The sequence below is a fragment of the Actinomycetospora flava genome (genome assembly GCF_037400335.1).
Classification (GTDB): Bacteria; Actinomycetota; Actinomycetes; order Mycobacteriales; family Pseudonocardiaceae; genus Actinomycetospora; species Actinomycetospora flava.
Map to the genome: position 1 here is coordinate 54,674 of NZ_JBBEGM010000016.1, position 16,558 is coordinate 71,231.

Sequence of the window (16,558 nt, forward strand, 5' to 3'; positions counted from 1 at the left end):
ACCGGGTCAGGAGCCGAGCGCGAGGACGTTGCAGACGTCCCCGCGCGGGCCCGTCCCGGTGAGACCGCGCTGGGAGCGGATGCGCTCGGCGAGGTACTCGGCGTCGCGCCCGACGCCGGAGAAGCGGCCGGACCCCCACGTCCACAGCCAGGGCAGGCCGAGGAAGTAGAGCCCGGGCGCGCTGGTGACGCCGCGCGTGTGGGCGGGGGCGCCGCGGCCGGTGAACACCGGGACGTCGACCCACCGGAAGTCCTGGCGGAAACCGATGCACCACACCACCGAGGTGATGCCCGCGTCGGCGAGGCGCAGCTCGAGCGTCTCGCCGTCGGGCTGCCACACCGGCGTGTAGCGCTCCTCGGCGGGCGCGTCGATCTGCTGGCGCGCGATGTACCCGTCGATGGTGTCCTTGATCGACTCGGACACCTCGTCGGCGTGGTCGAGCCGCTCGGTGAGGTCGGGCTTGAAGTGCAGGACGCCGTCGCGGTGGTCGGTCAGCAGGCCGTAGAGCGACATGCCGGCCTTCGCGTGCGCGCGCAGGTCGATGTCGCGCCCGCCGTCGCGCCCGGTCACGTAGTGGTTGGCCTGCGCCCGGACGGCCTCGCGGCGCGGGTGCTCGGTGACGGGCATGTCGTAGTAGCCCATCTCGGCGAGCCAGTCGGTGACGTCGCGGCCGCGGTAGAAGCGGGCCACGCGCGGGGCGTCGCCGACGACGAGGTGGACCTTGCGGCCCTCGAGGTGCAGGTCCTCGGCGATCTGCGCGCCCGACTGCCCGCTGCCGACCACCAGGACCTCGCCGGGCGGCAGCTGCGCGCCGGAGCGGTAGTCCTGCGACTGGACCTGCGTGATCTCCTCGGGCAGCGCCTGCGACAGCGGCGGGGTGATCGGCGTGTGGTAGCCGCCGGTGGCGATCACGACCTGGTCGGCGGAGAGGTCGCCCCGGCTGGTCGTCAGCCGGTAGGTCCCGCGGTCGTCCTTCGCGACGCGCGTGACCTCGACGCCCTCGACGATCGGCGGGTCGACGAACGTGCGGTAGGCCTCGAGGTAGTCGACGATCTGGTCGCGGACCATGAAGCCGTGGGGGTCGTCTCCCGCGTACGGGAAGTCCGGCAGCTGGCACTGCCAGTTCGGCGTGACCAGGCAGAACGTGTCCCACCGGTAGGTCTTCCACGAGTGCGCGACCTCGGCGCGCTCGAGCACGAGGTGGTCGATCCCGCGGCGCCCCAGGCACCGGCTCATCGACAGTCCCGCCTGCCCGCCGCCCACGACGACGACCGGCCAGTGCCCGCCCGACAACTCCATGATCGCTCCCCGCGTCGCTCGGCTTCCTCCTCACGATGGGCGGGGAGCGTTGCGGGGTGATTGCCTCCGGACTGCGCCGTTGTTGCCGCGTGTAACGGGTGCGGACGGATCAGGACGCCGCGGTCAGCGGCTCCTTCCGGAGCTCCGGGATGACCTCGCTCGCGAAGATGTCGGTGTTGCGCCGGACCATCTCGGCGGGCATCGCACCGATCGTCAGCATGGTCATGAGCTGGCCGAAGCCGAGCTCGTCGCGCAGCTCGCCGAGGCGGTTGCGGACCTGCTCGGGACCGCCGACCACGACGTAGCCGAGGTCGAGCAGCTCCTCGTACGACAGCTCGGGGAACGCCTTCATGTTGGCCTTGAGCAGCCCCTTCATCGCGGCGGGGCTCATGTACCCGGGCGGGAAGACGATCTCGAGTCCCTGGCGCAGCCCGCGGTGGAACAGCCATTCGACGTACGGGCGCGCCTCGCGGTGCGCCGACGCGTCGTCCTCGCCGACGAACACCGGCAGCGCCATCCCGATCTTCTCGGGCTCCGGGACGTAGCCCAGGTCGGCGGCCGCGGCGCGGTAGCCGTCGAACCACCCCTTCACGACGCGGGTCGGGGCGTACACCGAGACGTAGGTGTAGTGGTTCTCGGCGACCCACCGCATCGTCTCCGGGCTCCCGGCGCCGGGCACCGCGATCGGCGGGTGCGGCTGCTGCAGCGGGCGGGGCCAGATGTTGACGTAGCGGTACTCGTAGTGCTCGCCGTACCAGCTGAACGGTCCCGGCTCGGTCCACGCCTTCTTGATCAGGTCGTGGGCCTCGTTGAAGCGGGTCCGGGAGTCGGCGGGGTTGATGCTGTGCCCGAAGTGCTCCCAGCCGATCCCGCGCACGAACCCGGAGAGCAGCCGGCCCTTCGTCAGGTGGTCGAGCATCGCGATCTCCTCGGCCACCCGCAGCGGGTTGCCGCGCAGGGGGATCGCGTTGCCCAGCACCATGATCGTCGCCCGGCTCGTCCGGCGGGCCAGCGCCGCGGCCATGATGTTGGGCGAGGGCATCGTCCCGTAGGCCGACTGGTGGTGCTCGTTCACGACGACGCCGTCGAAGCCGACGGTCTCCGCGTACTCGAGCTCGTCGAGGTAGCGGTGGTAGAGGTCGACGCCGACCGCCGGGTCGAAGTGCGCGTTGGAGAACGTCAGCGACGGCGAGGGGTACTTCTCGACGTCGTCGAAGTCGTCGGGCAGGTACGGGTAGGGCATCAGGTGGAAGAAGTTGACCTTCATGTCTCAGCTCCCGTCTCCAGGTCGAGCTCCGCTTCGCTTCGTCTCCCGCCCAGGTGCTCGACGATCGCGGCGGTGACCTCGGCGGGCCTCTCGCCGTGCAGGGCGTGGCCGCAGTCCGGGATGTCTCTCAGCTCGGCGTCCGGGATGCGTGCCGCGTAGCGCTCGGCGTGCGCGCGGGGGACGAGGCGGTCCTCGCCCGCCGCGAGCACGAGGGTCGGCGCGGTGATGCGGTGCAGGCGGCGCTCGAGCTTCGGGTCGTTGAGGAACGGGTGCCAGCCGAAGCGGGCCAGCGCGCCCAGGTCGCGGTAGGTGGCGAGGATCCCCTCGGTCGTCGGCACCGCCGAGAGCGCCGCCGACACCAGGGCCTCGTCGTGGAAGAGCGCGCGCATCAGCTGCGGCGGGGTCATGAGGAACAGGTCCGCGATCGGCGCCTCGGGGATGCGCAGGCCGACCGCGGCGCCGAGGACGAGCCGGCGCACGCGCTCGGGGGAGTGCATCGCGAGCTCGGCCGCGACCCAGCCGCCGAACGACAGCCCCACGACGTCCACCTGCGGCAGGCCGAGGGCGTCGAGCAGGTCGAGGTAGTGGTAGACGAGGTCGTCGACGGTGTGCAGCTCGGGCAGGTCGTCCGACAGGCCGAAGCCGGGGTGGTCGGGCGCGATCAGGTCGGCGACGCCGGCGAGCCCCAGCTGCAGCGGGCCCCACTCGTTCGCGCCGCCCGCGGAGTGCAGGAGCAGCACCGGCCGGCCCGTGCCGACGCGGCGGTAGGCGACGGTGCCGCTGCCGGCGTCGTGCCGCTGCACCGCCGGTGTGGAGGGATCGAGATCGGTGACGGTCACGGGTCCTCCTGTCAGGATGTGATGGCGGACACTAGGAAGTGCGCCGCGCCCGGCACGATCCGCTGACCGCCGCCGTCGGCCGCTTCCTGCAGCGGATCCCTTCTCCTCGAGGGGGACATCGATGTCGCTGGCCTTCACCGAGGACCTGGCGCGCCCGGATCTGGGCGCCGACACCGTCGACATCCGCACCTCGCGCCCCGCGCTGGCGCGCTCGCGGACGATCGAGTTCCTCGGCTGCGGCCACGCGATGACCGTCGACGACGACCCCGAGGACTTCGACGCCGCGGTGTCGTGGCGGCGGGTCGGCGGGGTGGGGGTGCTGCGGTCGCGCTACCGGTCGCCCGTCACGGTCACCTGCACGCCGCCGATCCCGTGGGTGACGATCAGCTTCATCCCGCGCGGGGCGGTGTCCTTCTTGGCGGGCGGCGCCAGCACCGTCGGCGACCGGGGCCGCGGCGTCGTCCTCGACTACGGCGAGCGCGTCGACATGCGCTGGGGCCCGGGCACCGAGCAGTTCATGGTCGCGATCGACCGCGACCGGCTCGAGCGCGGGCTGCGCTCGCTGGTCGAGGACGTGCCCGACGCGCCGCTGGCGTTCGAGCCGGGGCTGGAGGTCGACAGCACCGGGCGCGCCGTGGTCGGGGCCGTGACGAGCCTGCGCGCCCTGCTCGCGCTGTCGCCCGGGCAGGTGCCGGCGGTGCTCGCGGGCGAGGTCGAGCACGCCGTCGTCACCGCGCTGCTGCTGGGGACGCGGCACAACCACCGGGAGCGGATCTTCCGGCGCTCGCCGCCCGCGCCGCGGCGGGTGCTGCGCCGGGTGCTCGAGCTCGTCGACTCCGCCCACGACCGGACGCTGACCGTCGCGGACCTCGCGGCGTGCGCCGGCGTCAGCGAGCGGGCGCTGCACGCGGCCTTCCGTCGCGAGCTGGGGACGACGCCGATGGCCTACCTGCGGACCCGGCGCCTCGAGGCGGCGCGGGAGGACCTGCTCACCGCGGAGCCGGGCGACGGCGTCACGGAGATCGCCCTGCGGCACGGGTTCTCGCACCTGGGACGGTTCGCGGCGGCGTACCGGGTGCGGTTCGGGGAGGCGCCGTCTACGACGCTCCGTCGCTGAGCTGCTTGCGGCAGATCACCTCGCCGTGCGGGATGCTGAACCACCCGTCGGGGTGGGCGGCCCAGGCGCGCCAGGCGTCGGCGATGTCGTGGAGCTCGTCGCGGGTGGCGAACCCGCCGTCGACGGCGCGCTCGGCGATCGTGGACGCGACGATGCGCTCGGCCCACTGCCCGCCCCACCAGGCACGTTCCCCCGGGGTCGCGAAGGACCAGATCGAGGCGCTCGGCGTCACGTCCGTCGCGCCGGCGGCGTGGGCCCAGGCCAGGAGGCGACGGCCGGCGTCGGGCTCCGTGCCGTGGGCGTGCGCGACGGCGCGGTAGATCTCCAGCCAGCGGTCCAGGCGCGGGTCGTGGGGCCAGAGGGCGATGGCGGCGTAGTCGCACTCCCGGACGGCGACGATCCCCCGGCTCACGCGCAGCATCTCGCGCAGCGCGGCCACCGGGTCGGTGAGGTGGAGCAGGACCTGGTGGGCGTGGACGACGTCGAAGGGCCCGTCGGGCAGGGCGTACGCCGTGCCGGTGCGGAAGTCGACGTTCCCGACGCCGTCCGCGTTCGCGCGGGCCTTCTCGAGCGTCGCCTCGTCGGGCTCGATGCCGGTCACCGCGCCGGGGGCCACCCGCCGCGCTAGATCCACCGTGATCGTCCCCGGGCCGCAGCCGACGTCGAGCACGCGCGCCCCGGCCGCGAGGTGGGGCGCGAGGTGGGCGGCCGAGTTGTCGACCGTCCGCCAGGTCTGCGACGCCAGCACGCTCGCGGCGTGCCCTTGACTGTAGGCAGTCATTGTTTCTCACATTCTGGGAATTCATCTCATCATCCGGTCCGACTCTAGCGTCAGAGGTCGACGAGCACGATCCCCACCACGACCACCGCGGCCGAGATCGCGCGACCCCGGCCGAAGCGCTCGCCGAGGAAGACCGAGCCGATGACGGCCCCGATGACGATGCTCGTCTCGCGCAGTGCGGCGATCGCCGCGGTGGCCCCGCTGGTCTGCGCGACGAGCACCAGCCCGTACGCGGCGAGGGACACGACGCCACCGCCGAGGCCGGCGAGGACGACGCCGCGGCTGAGCGTCCTGAGCCGTCGTCCCCGGCGCGCCAGGGCGACCAGCGGCATCACGGGGCCCTGGAGCAGGAACATCCACGCCGCGTAGACCGCCACCGGGGTCGTGCTCACGGCCGTCGCGTCGACGACGGTGTAGCCGGCGATGCTGACGCCGGTGGCCAGCGCGGCGCCCAGCGCCGGCAGCGAGGCGCGCGTGAGCCGTCCGCCGTCGAGGGCGAGGCTGATCAGGCCCAGCGAGATCACGCCGATCCCGAGGAGCTGCAGGGTCGGCACGTCCTCGCCGCGGGCGATCTCCACCAGCGCGACCACCCACGGCGCGGTCCCGCGCGCGACCGGGTAGACCTGGCTGAACTCGCCGAGCTGGTAGCTCCACCAGAGCAGCAGCGTGTAGATCACGTGGATGAGGGCTGAGGTCAGGATCGCCGGCCAGGCCGGCGCGGGCGGCAGACCGAGCACCAGCGCGGCGCCGCCGCCGATCACGACGTAGGTCGTGCCGATGAGCGCGAACCCCACCAGACGGTCGGGGACGCCGTGCGCGACGGCGTTCCACGTCGCGTGCAGGACGGCGGCGAGGAGGGTGAGGACTGTGATGGCGGGGGTCACCGAGGTGGCTCCTTGGCGTCGGTGCCCGCCGGGAGCGGGCACGTCGAACAGGAGCCCTCGGGGCTTCTCTCCCGTCAGGTGTCGGCCGGCCCGGACCGTGGGTCGGGGGCGGCCGTGGCGCCGCTCGGTCCAGACCCCGGCCGGCCCTGGTTGTGGGCTGGAAGGCGGGCGGCGGGCGGAACCCTAGGCGCAACCACGTGCTGTCCGGACCCTAACCCCGTCCGGCGCGCTCTGCCGAGGTTCGTGGGCTCCGGAGGGCGTCGCGACGCGGCTGATCATGGTGTCGGGCGTGGTCATCCTGCCGAGGACCGGCCGGCAGTCGGGCCCGCCGAAGCCGCGTCGATCGAGGCGCCGCCACCAACAGGGGCGGGACGATCTCTGGCACGGCCTGCGGAGTCTCGTCGATCGAGGCGGTTCCCCCGGTGCATCGCTCGTGCTCTCCAGCGGGCCGCCGCGGCGATCGCGATCAGCTGCGAGGTCGCCGCCGCCTACCGAGCCGAATCGATCATCCACCCGGTCCGTGAACCGACAGGGTGACCACCGAGCCGAACGGCGACTTCCAGCCCTTCACCGCCTCGACGGCGGCTCCAGCGAGGTCTGCGATCCGGGCGAGGACGAGTATCCGATCGCGAGGGGATGCGACTGTAATGCCCACAGCGGCGGTTTACCTGGTACACTCGAACACATGTTCGACAGCGGGTGGGCGGCGGTGGCCGAGGAGCCACAGTCCTCGGCCTCGCCGTGCTGGTCGCGGTGGGCGCCGGGTCCCGAGCTCGCCTCCGCTCTCGAGGCCTCCGAGCCGGTTGATCTCGCCGACGACGAGGGCTACGACGCCGCCGAGCGCCTTGCCGGGTGGGAGGCGCTGGTCAACTGGGCCACCGGGCGGCTCTACCGCGAGACCGCCGACTACCTGAAGGCGCGCCAGGCCCGCGCCCGCGGCGCCGGGCGCGGCGAGCTCGTCTCGGAGTCGGTGGCCATGGAGGTCGCGACCCTCGCCCGGGTCGCCCCGCGCACCGGCGAGATCCGCATCTTCCAGGCCGAGACGCTGGTCGACTGCCTGCCCCTCACCCTCGCCGCCCTCGAGGACGGCCGCATCTCCCTCGGCCACGCCCGGGTGCTGCTCGAACAGACCGAGGACTGCGACCCGGGCACCGCCCGCGCGCTCGACGCGGAGCTGTGGTCTCGGCCCTTCCGCGACCGGACGCCCACCCAGCTGCGCGACCTCGTGCGCCGCATCATCGCCCGCCTCGCGCCGGACATGCTGCGCCGTCGCCCCGAGCAGGCCCAGAAGAAGCGCGGGCTGCGCTACTGGTCCGACGACCACGGCGCCACCGGCGTCCTGCAGCTGCGCCTGCCCGCCGACCAGGCCCGCGGGGTCTACAGCGTCGTCGACGCCGTCGCCCGCCAGGCCGGCGACGATCCCGAGGGCCCGCAGCGCGACATGGAGCAGAAGCGCGGCGACACCACTCGCGACCTCATCCTCGACGGCGCCACGGCCTACGGCGAGCACTGCGACGGCGACTGCTGCCGGGAGGACGACCCGGCGGCGCCTGCTCCCGGCGACGTGACTGACGACGACGCGACTACCGGCGACGTGACCGGCGGCGACGTGACCGGCGGCGACGTGACCGGCGGCGACGTGACCGGCGACGAGCGCCCCGATGACGCCGACGACGACGGAGCTGCCGACGAGCGTCCTGCTGACGAGCGGCCCGCCGACGAGGGGGCCGCGAAGGGCGCCACCGATGACGCGCGCGACCCGGCGCGGGGCGTGCGGCGGGGGAGGCGTTCGCCGGTGCGGACCGAGGTGCGGGTGACCATCGCGTGGGACGTGCTGGCCGGGTTCTCCGACCGCCCCGGCGAGCTGGAGGGCCACGGCCCGATCCCCGCCGAGATGGCCCGGCGCCTCGCCGGCGACCCGCAGGCCTGGTGGCGCCGGTTGCTCACCGACCCGGTCACCGGCACCGCCGCCCACCTCGACGCCCGCCGCTATCGACCACCCGCCCAGATGGCCGATTTCGTGCGCTCCCGGGACATGACGTGTGCGGCACCCGGCTGTCGCGTGGCCGCCTCGCGCTGCGACCTCGACCACGTGGCGCCCTTCGAGCACCACCGCCCCGGTGGCGGCGCCGGACCCACCCGGGCCGACAAGCTCAAGCCCGCCTGCCGACGGCACCATCTGGTCAAGACGCACGGGGAGTGGTCAGCCGAGCTCGGGCCCGACCCCGAGGGCGGCACTGCACCGGTGATCGTCTGGACCTCGCCGTCGGGGCACCGCTGGTTCGTGCGCTCACCCGAACTCGATCCACCCTGGTGGGAGCGCGAGGGCCAACCTGACACGGGCCGTCATGATCATGACTCCGCGGACGGTCCACCCGCGGACGACACGGGGTCGCGGAACGCCGACGGCTGGCCCCGCGACATCGACTCCTGGCGACGCCGTGAGGCGCACCCGGCACCCGGTGATCCCTGGAAGCGTCGTGCCGTCTAGCCCGACACCCCGACTCGCCGAGGTCTCCGTGGCCCCGCCCGCCGACCCGGCCGCCTCCCCGCGAGCGATCTCCTTCCCGTTCGCCGGGAGTCGCGCTGCGGGCCGACCGCGCCGGGGGCGAGGGTGGCACCGTGCGGACGGACGTGGTCATCGTGGGCGCCGGGCCGGCGGGGTTGATCCTCGCGTGGATGCTGCAGCGGGCGGGCGTGGCGACCACGGTGATCGAGTCCCAGCCGCGCGAGGAGCTCGGGACGCTGCCCAAGGCCGGCATCGTCGAGTACCGCACCGTGCAGCTCCTGACGAAGGAGGGCCTCGGCGGCACGGTCCTGGACTTCGCCGCGGAGAACCACCGCTGCGAGTTCCGGACCGCCGACGAGTCGGTGCTCGTCGACTACGCCGCGCTGACCGGGGGCCGCCCGCACTACGTGTTCCCGCAGCACGCCCTGGTCGCCCGGGTGGCGACGTCGCTGCTCGAGGAGGGCGGCGAGGTGCTGTTCTCCCACCGCGTCACCGGGGTCGAGCAGGACGCGGACGGTGCGCGGGTGACGGCCACGGGACCCGACGGCACCCGCGAGCTGGAGGCGGAGATCGTCGTCGGGTGCGACGGCGCGGGCAGCGCGGTGGCGCGGTCGCTGGCCGGCCGGCTCACGCAGCACGACCGCCGCCACCCCCAGCGCTTCCTCGTGATCAGTGCCGCCATGCCGCCGTTGGTCGACCACACGATCTACGCCGCCCACCCCCGTGGCTACGCCGCCCACATGCGCCGGCTGCCGGAGGTCACGCGGCTGTACATGGAGATCCCCGGCGACCAGTCGCCCGCCGACTGGCCGCACGACGCGATCCGCGACGAGGTCGGCCGGCGTCTCGGGGTCGGATCCGCGCTCGACGGGGTCGAGCTGCCCGAGGTCGACGTGCTCGACCTGCGGACCCGGGTCACGACGCCCATGCAGCACGGGCGGGTGTTCCTCGTCGGCGACGCGGCGCACCTGATCACGCCGGCGGGCGGCAAGGGCATGAACCTCGCGATCTTCGACGCCGTGGAGCTCGCGCACGGGCTGATCGAGCGCTTCGGGCCCGAGCAGGACGGCGCCAGAGCGGCGAGCTACAGCGACACCCGTCTCCCCGCGATCTGGCGGACCCAGGCGTTCTCCGACTGGTTCCTGCGCATCATGACCGCCCCGCCGGGCGCCGGTGACGCGCGCGACGGGTTCGGGCTCGGCCTGCGCGAGGGCTGGGTGTCGTCGCTGCACCGCGACCCGCTGCTGCGCACGTGGTTCGCGCACGCCTACGCCGGGGTCGATCCCGACTGACCCGCACACGCCGGGCCGACCAGAGCACGGCGACCCCCGACCCGGAGGACCCGGGCCGGGGGTCGGTGCGCGTCGGCGCCTCGGGGGTCAGGCGCCGTGCGTCGTGGCCGACCGGTAGTCGGTGTAGGTGTACGGGTTGTCGAGGACCTTGGTCTCCGGGATGTCGGGGTTCATCCCCTGGCGCCAGGCGTCCTCGCCGAGCTCGCCGCGCAGGTGCTCGACGGTCTGCTCGACGGTGCGGCGGGCGGCCGCGAGGTCGACGCCGACGAGGCGGTGGTCGCGCTTGACGAGGCGTCCGTCGACGAGCACGGCCTCGACGTCGCCGCGCTGCGCCTGGAACACGATGTGGCCGTAGGGGTTGAGGATCGGGAACCCGACCGGCGAGTGCTCGTTGCGGATCAGCACCAGGTCGGCCTTCTTGCCCACCTCGATGCTGCCGAGGTCCGACGCGCGACCCAGGGCGCGGGCGCCGCCCATCGTCGCCATGTCGACGACGTGCTCGGCGCGCAGGGCGTGGTGGGTGACGGTCTCGCCCTTGGCGTGCGCCTCGAGGTGCTCGCGGGAGCGGTCGGCGCTGAGCGTGGAGCGCATGGCCGAGAACAGGTCGCCGCTCCACCACATCGACGTGTCCATCGACAGCGACATCGGGACGGCGTGGGTCCGCAGCACCCAGGAGGGCGGGTAGCCCTGGCCGGCGCTCTGCTCGCTCTCGGTGGACACCGACACCGAGCCGCCGGTGGCCGCCATCCGGTGGTACGAGTCGGCCGAGAGCGTCGCGGCGTGCACGTAGACCGTCTCCGGGCCCATGAACCCGTGCTCGTGCATGAGGCGGATGCCGTCGTCGTTGGTCGCGCCCCACACCCCGGCGTGGGTGGTGACCGGCAGGTCGAGCTCACGGGCGACCTCGAACGCGGCCTTCTCCGGGAAGGTCGGGTCGCCGGTGACGTCGAACGCGAGCTGGAACCCGTCGACGTCGCCGCGGCGGCGCGCGAGGACGTCGCGGAACCCGGGGTCCGCCGTCCAGTTCGCGGGCGCGTCCTGGATGTTGCCGTAGGCGAGGACGAACCGGCCGGGGACGGCGGCGAGGGCGTCGATCGCGGCGTCGGCGTGCTGCGGGGTCTGCAGGTTGTGCGACCAGTCCACGCAGGTGGTGACGCCGGCCTCGATCGCCTCGAGGGCCGCGAGCAGGTCGCCGGCGTGGATGTCCTCGGGCCGGAACTTCCGGCCGTGGTCGAGGTAGTTCCAGACGAAGTACTGGGTCAGCGTCCAGTCGGCGCCGTAGCCGCGCATCGCCGTCTGCCACATGTGCCGATGGGTGTCGATCATGCCGGGCATGACGACGCCGCCGCGGGCGTCGATCTCGTCGGTGCCCGCCGGGACCTCGAGGTCGACGCCGATCGCGGCGATGCGGTCGTCGACGACGAGGACGTCGTGCCCCTCGAGCACGGTGTGGGCGTTGTCGACGGTGATGACCGTGCCCCCGCGCAGGACGACGGGCTGGCTCATGGAGACGCTCCTTGCTGCGGAACAGTGGCCGAACGGTGGCGACACGATTACGGACAGTCGTCCGTCTGGCGGTCAGATGGTGTGGGTCACTGTCATGGAGGACTGGTGCAGTTGTCAACGACCACGCAGTGCGCCGGGCGTGACCGCGGATGACGCATGCTGTCCGCCCAGCGGTCAGGCGGCTACGCTCCGGCCAGCCGCGCCTCGAGGAGGGACGCTCATGCCGCGAGACGGAGCGGGGCCCGACTTCATCGAGGCCCTGGCCCGCGGGCTCGACGTGCTCACCGCGTTCGGGGCCGAGCGCCCGGTGATGAGCCTGGCCGAGGTGGCCGCCGCGACGGGGCTCGCCCGCCCGACGGCGCGGCGCATCCTGCTCACGCTCGCCGAGCTCGGCTACGTCCGCGCCGGCGAGCGGGGCTTCACGCTCACGCCCCGGGTGCTCGACCTCGGCGTCGCCTACGTCGACGCGATGGGTCTCTGGGACGTGGCGCGCCCGCACCTCGAGCGCCTGGTCGCGCGCACCGGCGAGTCCTGCTCGATCGCGCAGCTCGACGGGTCGGACATCGTCTACGTGGCGCGCGTGGCCGTGCCGAAGATCGTGGCGCTGACCGTGCAGATCGGGACGCGGTTCCCGGCGCTGCCCACCTCGCTGGGCAAGGTCCAGCTCGCCGCGATGCCACCCGACGAGCTCGAGCGCGTGCTCGCCGAGCCGACGCGCTCGGGCTTGACGCCGCGCTGGCGCCCCGACGCCGGCGAGCGCGACGCGGTGCTGCGCGAGGTGCGGGCCCGCGGCTGGGCGCTGACCGACGAGCAGCTGGCGCCGGGCATCCGCTCGGTCGCCGCCCCGCTGCGCGACGGCGAGGGTCGGGTGATCGCCGGCGTGAACGTCAACTGCCACGCCGCCGAGACGTCCGTGGACCACCTCCTCGAGCACCACCTGCCGCTGCTGCTGCAGGCCGCGGGCGACATCTCCGCCGACTTCGCCCGGCGCGAGGCCCTGCCGCGGGTGACCGCGCCGGCGTCGTGAGCCTCGTGATCACGGGTTGACACCGGGGCGTCCGAAGGATTCGATCGACTCAGCGGACGGATGTCCGCTAGACGGACAAGGAGGCTGGATGGTCGACGTCGCGGAGGGCTCGGGTGGTCCGCTGAGCGGGCTGCTCGTCGCCGACTTCTCGCGCGTGCTCGCCGGGCCCTACGCCACGATGCTGCTGGCGGACCTCGGCGCCGAGGTGATCAAGGTCGAGTCGCCGCAGGGTGACGAGACGCGCACCTGGATGCCGCCGACGCGCGGCGAGACGTCGACCTACTACCTCGGGATCAACCGCGGGAAGCGCTCCATCGCGCTCGACCTGCGCGACGAGGCCGACGTGGCGGTGGCCAGGGAGCTGGCCCGGCGCGCGGACATCCTCATCGAGAACCTGCGCCCCGGCGGCATGGGCAAGTACGGGCTCGACTACGCGTCGGTCTCCGCCGACAACCCCGGCCTGGTCTACGCCTCGATCTCCGGCTTCGGGTCCACCGGCGGCGGCCACGTGCCCGGCTACGACCTCATGGTCCAGGCGGTGTCGGGGCTCATGAGCCTCACCGGCGCCCCCGACGGCCCGCCGTTCCGTGCCGGCATCTCGATCTTCGACGTGATGGCGGGCAAGGACGCGCTGATCGGCATCCTCGCCGCCCTGCGCCACCGCGACGCCACCGGCCGCGGGCAGCACGTCGAGCTCTCGCTGCTCGCGTCGGCGATGTCGGGCATGGTCAACCAGAGCTCGGCGTACGCCGCGGGCGGCGTCGTCCCGACCCGCATGGGCAACGCCCACCCCAGCGTCGTGCCCTACGAGCCGCTGCCCACGGCCGACAACGACCTCATCGTCGCGGCCGCCAACGACGGCCAGTTCCGCAAGCTGTGCGGCGTCCTCGGCATGCCCGAGCTCGCCGACGACCCGCGCTTCGTGCGCAACGCCGACCGCACCGAGCACCGCGACGAGCTCAAGCCGATCCTCATCGAGGCGCTGTCGGCCAAGGGCGCCGACGAGTGGTTCGACCTGCTCGTCGCCGCCGGCGTCCCGGCCGGTCCGATCAACAGCGTCGCCGGGGGCTTCGCCATCGCCGAGCGCTTCGGCCTCGACCCGGTGGTGCCGGTCGGCGAGGGCGACCGCGAGGTGCCGACCACGCGCAACCCGATCCGCTTCTCCGACACCCCGGTGAGCTACGAGCTGCCGCCCCCCGAGCTCGACGAGCACGGCGACGAGATCCGGAAGTGGCTGAGTACCGATGCCTGAGTATCCGACGGCTCTGGGTGCGTCGTCCAAGGACACGATCACCCTGCTCGGCCACGACCTCGCGAACGACGTCATGGGCGAGGTCGGGTTCGGCGAGCTGGCGTTCTGGCTCGCCACGCAGCGCCGGCCCACGCCGGGGGAGACCCGGGTGTTCGAGGCGGTCCTCGCGGCGCTCGCCGACCACGGCTACACGCCGACGGCGATCATCAGCCGCCTCGCGCACCTCTCGGCGCCGGACTCCGTGCAGGGCGCGCTCGCCGCGGGCCTGCTCGCCGGCGGGTCGCGGTTCCTCGGCGTCACCGAGGACTGCGGGCGGTTCCTGCACGACGTGCTCGAAGCGCAGGACCAGCTGCCCACCGACGACGCCGGCTGGGACGAGCTGGCTCGCGCCACCGTCCGGCGGCAGCGCGAGGCGAAGAAGTTCGTCCCCGGCCTCGGGCACCACGTCCACAAGGACGGCGACCCCCGCACGCCGCGGCTCATGGCGATCGCCGCCGAGGAGGGGGTCACCGGCCCGCACCTCGCGCTCTTCGCCGCGATCGGGCGCGTGCACCCCGAGATCCTCGGCAGGACCCTGCCGCTCAACGGCGCCGGCGTCTGCGGGGCGGCTCTGGCCGACCTCGGGCTGCCGCTGGAGCTGCTGCGCGCGTTCGCGCTGCTCGCCCGCACCGCGGGGCTCATCGGTCAGCTCGCCGAGGAGCTGCGCCACCCCGTCGCGAACGACATCTTCCTGTCGGTGGACCTGAACAACCGGCCGGTCGATCCTGATCCGTACGTCCCGGAAAGCCTCTAGCCACCACAGGAGGGCGCGATGGCGCACCCCGTCACCCCCACCGTCGTCACCGAGGACACGATCACCGACGTCGCGGCGGAACGCTGGGGCACGGCGCACGACCCGCGGACCGCGGAGCTGCTGACCTCGCTCGTCCGTCACCTCCACGCCTTCGCGCGCGAGACGCAGCTGACCGAGGCGGAGTGGATGGCCGCGGTGCGCTGGCTGACCGAGGTCGGCCAGATCAGCGACGACAAGCGCGAGGAGTTCATCCTGACCTCCGACGTGCTGGGCCTGTCGATGCTGGTCGTGCAGCAGAACCACCGGTTCGCCGAGGGCGCGACGCCCGCGACGGTGCTCGGCCCGTTCCACATCGAGGGCTCGCCGGAGCTCGGGTACGGCGCGGACATGTCCGAGGGGCTGCCGGGCACGCCGCTCTACGTCCACGGCACCGTGCGCTCGCTGGACGGGTCGCCGATCCCCGGCGCGGTGCTCGACGTCTGGCAGGCGGACAGCGACGGCGCCTACGAGTCGCAGCTCGACGTCGACGAGGCGCGCCTGCGCGGCAAGTACACGGCGCGCGAGGACGGCACCTACTGCGTACGCACCATCGCGCCGCTCGGCTACGCGATCCCCATGGACGGGCCCGTCGGGCGCCTCATCAGCCAGACCGAGATCAGCCACTACCGCCCCGCGCACGTGCACTTCCTGCTCAACGTGCCGGGCTTCGAACCGCTGATCACGCACCTGTTCCGCGAGGGCGCCCAGTACCTCGACAGCGACGTGGTGTTCGGCGTCAAGCGCGAGCTGGTCGTCACCTTCACCGAGCGGGAGCCGGGTCCGACGCCCGACGGCGGGCACAGCGACGTGCCGTGGTGCGAGGCCGCCTACGACTTCGTGCTGCAGCCCGCATGACCGCGCCGACCCGGCCGATCCTGCCGACGTCGCTCGTCGGCAGCTACGCCCAGCCCGACTGGCTCATCGACCGCGCCCGCCTCGCCGACCGCTTCCCGCCCCGGGTGCGGGCGAAGGAGCTGTGGCGGGTGGCGCCGGAGCTCCTCCCGCAGGCGCAGGACGACGCGACGCTGCTGGCGGTCCGCGCGCAGGAGCGTGCGGGGCTCGACATCCTCACCGACGGGGAGATCCGCCGGGAGAGCTACTCGAACCACTTCGCCACCGCGCTCGAGGGCGTCGACGTCGACAACCCCGGCACGGCGCTCGACCGCAGCGGGCACCCCAACCCGGTCCCGCGCATCACCGGGCCGATCAGCAGGCCGGCCCCGATCCAGGTCGACGACCTGCACTTCCTGCGCTCGGCGACCGACCGCACGATCAAGATGACCGTGCCGGGCCCGTTCACCATGTCCCAGCAGGCCCAGGACGACCACTACGGCGACCCGGGCGCCGCGGCGATGGCGTACGCCGCGGCCGTCAACGCCGAGATCCGCGACCTGTTCGCCGCGGGCGCGGACATCGTCCAGATCGACGAGCCCTACATGCAGGCCCGGCCCGACGCCGCGCGCGCCTACGGGCTGGAGGCGCTCAACGCCGCGCTCGACGGCGTCACCGGCACCACCGCGGTGCACATCTGCTTCGGCTACGCGGCGATCATCCACGAGCGACCCGAGGGCTACTCGTTCCTGCCCGAGCTCGCCGGCTCGCCGGTCAAGCAGATCTCCATCGAGTCGGCGCAGTCGGACCTGGACCTCGGCGTGCTGAGTGACCTCACCGACAAGACGATCATCCTCGGCGTGCTCGACCTGTCGGACCCGGCGGTCGAGAGCCCCGGCGTCGTCGCGGGCCGCGCCCGCCGGGCGTTCGAGCGGATCCCGCCCGAGCAGCTCGTCCTCGCCCCCGACTGCGGGTTGAAGTACCTGCCGCGGGAGTCGGCGTTCGGCAAGATGCGCGCGCTCGCCGACGCGGCGAAGCGTCTCCGGGCGGAGATTCGCTCCGGCGGGGAGGGCGTGCCGACGGAACGGTGATCACACGGCGGGCGGAGCGGGTACCAGGTCG

At 73.5% G+C, this 16,558-nt stretch carries 14 protein-coding genes; 8 read left to right on the plus strand and 6 right to left on the minus strand.

Annotation, left to right across the window (positions count from 1 at the left end):
* Positions 1-6 precede the first annotated feature (6 nt).
* The 3 genes from WCD58_RS29010 to WCD58_RS29020 all read right to left on the minus strand — a co-directional run bounded on the left by WCD58_RS29010 (position 7) and on the right by WCD58_RS29020 (position 3,405).
* Complete coding sequence (locus WCD58_RS29010) at positions 7-1,299, minus strand: MSMEG_0569 family flavin-dependent oxidoreductase (RefSeq protein ID WP_337706607.1); 1,293 nt, start codon at positions 1,297-1,299, stop codon at positions 7-9.
* Positions 1,300-1,408: 109 nt separating this feature from the next.
* Entirely contained in the window at positions 1,409-2,566 is a 1,158-nt protein-coding gene (locus WCD58_RS29015; RefSeq protein WP_337706608.1) for an LLM class flavin-dependent oxidoreductase, read from the minus strand.
* Entirely contained in the window at positions 2,563-3,405 is an 843-nt protein-coding gene (locus WCD58_RS29020) for an alpha/beta fold hydrolase (protein WP_337706609.1), read from the minus strand. Before WCD58_RS29020 ends, WCD58_RS29015 begins: the two co-directional genes overlap by 4 nt.
* Before the next feature lie 121 nt (positions 3,406-3,526).
* On the opposite strand from WCD58_RS29020, the gene WCD58_RS29025 reads away from it, so the two are divergent.
* On the plus strand, positions 3,527-4,522 hold the full coding sequence (locus WCD58_RS29025; RefSeq protein ID WP_337706610.1) for an AraC family transcriptional regulator: 996 nt from the start codon (positions 3,527-3,529) through the stop codon (positions 4,520-4,522).
* Here the strand turns inward: WCD58_RS29025 and WCD58_RS29030 are convergent.
* The gene (locus tag WCD58_RS29030; protein ID WP_337706611.1) at positions 4,503-5,303 is read right to left on the minus strand and encodes a methyltransferase domain-containing protein; all 801 of its coding nucleotides are present in this window, start codon (positions 5,301-5,303) and stop codon (positions 4,503-4,505) included. The two genes, WCD58_RS29025 and WCD58_RS29030, sit on opposite strands and share 20 nt — an antisense overlap.
* A 50-nt stretch (positions 5,304-5,353) precedes the next feature.
* Positions 5,354-6,187: an EamA family transporter gene (locus WCD58_RS29035; RefSeq protein WP_337706612.1), complete on the minus strand. Its 834-nt coding sequence runs from the start codon at positions 6,185-6,187 to the stop codon at positions 5,354-5,356.
* 685 nt (positions 6,188-6,872) lie between these two features.
* Here WCD58_RS29035 and WCD58_RS29040 point away from each other — a divergent pair.
* Both WCD58_RS29040 and WCD58_RS29045 read left to right on the plus strand, forming a co-directional pair.
* Positions 6,873-8,678 carry an HNH endonuclease signature motif containing protein gene (locus WCD58_RS29040; protein WP_337706613.1) on the plus strand — a complete coding sequence of 602 codons (1,806 nt, stop codon included), beginning with the start codon at positions 6,873-6,875 and terminating at the stop codon, positions 8,676-8,678.
* Between the two features lie 131 nt (positions 8,679-8,809).
* Complete coding sequence (locus WCD58_RS29045; protein ID WP_337706614.1) at positions 8,810-9,988, plus strand: FAD-dependent monooxygenase; 1,179 nt, start codon at positions 8,810-8,812, stop codon at positions 9,986-9,988.
* 87 nt (positions 9,989-10,075) lie between these two features.
* Here the strand turns inward: WCD58_RS29045 and WCD58_RS29050 are convergent, their stop codons facing one another.
* A complete protein-coding gene (locus WCD58_RS29050) occupies positions 10,076-11,494 on the minus strand; it encodes an amidohydrolase family protein (RefSeq protein WP_337706615.1) in 1,419 nt (472 codons plus the stop codon).
* Between the two features lie 220 nt (positions 11,495-11,714).
* Between WCD58_RS29050 and WCD58_RS29055 the strand changes: the two genes are divergently transcribed.
* The 5 genes from WCD58_RS29055 (at position 11,715) to WCD58_RS29075 (ending at position 16,527) form a co-directional block, all read left to right on the plus strand.
* Positions 11,715-12,521, plus strand: coding sequence for an IclR family transcriptional regulator domain-containing protein (locus WCD58_RS29055; protein ID WP_337706616.1), 807 nt, complete (start codon positions 11,715-11,717; stop codon positions 12,519-12,521).
* An 88-nt stretch (positions 12,522-12,609) separates the two neighbouring features.
* On the plus strand, positions 12,610-13,773 hold the full coding sequence (locus WCD58_RS29060; protein WP_337706617.1) for a CaiB/BaiF CoA transferase family protein: 1,164 nt from the start codon (positions 12,610-12,612) through the stop codon (positions 13,771-13,773).
* On the plus strand, positions 13,766-14,566 hold the full coding sequence (locus tag WCD58_RS29065) for a citryl-CoA lyase (protein WP_337706618.1): 801 nt from the start codon (positions 13,766-13,768) through the stop codon (positions 14,564-14,566). Before WCD58_RS29060 ends, WCD58_RS29065 begins: the two co-directional genes overlap by 8 nt.
* An 18-nt stretch (positions 14,567-14,584) precedes the next feature.
* The gene (locus WCD58_RS29070; RefSeq protein WP_337706619.1) at positions 14,585-15,460 is read left to right on the plus strand and encodes a dioxygenase family protein; all 876 of its coding nucleotides are present in this window, start codon (positions 14,585-14,587) and stop codon (positions 15,458-15,460) included.
* Entirely contained in the window at positions 15,457-16,527 is a 1,071-nt protein-coding gene (locus tag WCD58_RS29075) for a uroporphyrinogen decarboxylase family protein (RefSeq protein WP_337706620.1), read from the plus strand. Before WCD58_RS29070 ends, WCD58_RS29075 begins: the two co-directional genes overlap by 4 nt.
* Positions 16,528-16,558 lie beyond the last annotated feature (31 nt).

What these genes read in the sequence shown, in the direction of transcription:
- WCD58_RS29040 (WP_337706613.1), top strand. Translation starts at nt 6,873, where the DNA reads ATGTTCGACAGCGGGTGGGCGGCGGTGGCCGAGGAGCCACAGTCCTCG.
- WCD58_RS29030 (WP_337706611.1), bottom strand. Translation starts at nt 5,303, where the DNA reads ATGACTGCCTACAGTCAAGGGCACGCCGCGAGCGTGCTGGCGTCGCAG.
- WCD58_RS29055 (WP_337706616.1), top strand. Translation starts at nt 11,715, where the DNA reads ATGCCGCGAGACGGAGCGGGGCCCGACTTCATCGAGGCCCTGGCCCGC.
- WCD58_RS29050 (WP_337706615.1), bottom strand. Translation starts at nt 11,494, where the DNA reads ATGAGCCAGCCCGTCGTCCTGCGCGGGGGCACGGTCATCACCGTCGAC.
- WCD58_RS29060 (WP_337706617.1), top strand. Translation starts at nt 12,610, where the DNA reads ATGGTCGACGTCGCGGAGGGCTCGGGTGGTCCGCTGAGCGGGCTGCTC.
- WCD58_RS29025 (WP_337706610.1), top strand. Translation starts at nt 3,527, where the DNA reads ATGTCGCTGGCCTTCACCGAGGACCTGGCGCGCCCGGATCTGGGCGCC.
- WCD58_RS29070 (WP_337706619.1), top strand. Translation starts at nt 14,585, where the DNA reads ATGGCGCACCCCGTCACCCCCACCGTCGTCACCGAGGACACGATCACC.
- WCD58_RS29015 (WP_337706608.1), bottom strand. Translation starts at nt 2,566, where the DNA reads ATGAAGGTCAACTTCTTCCACCTGATGCCCTACCCGTACCTGCCCGAC.
- WCD58_RS29065 (WP_337706618.1), top strand. Translation starts at nt 13,766, where the DNA reads ATGCCTGAGTATCCGACGGCTCTGGGTGCGTCGTCCAAGGACACGATC.
- WCD58_RS29010 (WP_337706607.1), bottom strand. Translation starts at nt 1,299, where the DNA reads ATGGAGTTGTCGGGCGGGCACTGGCCGGTCGTCGTCGTGGGCGGCGGG.
- WCD58_RS29075 (WP_337706620.1), top strand. Translation starts at nt 15,457, where the DNA reads ATGACCGCGCCGACCCGGCCGATCCTGCCGACGTCGCTCGTCGGCAGC.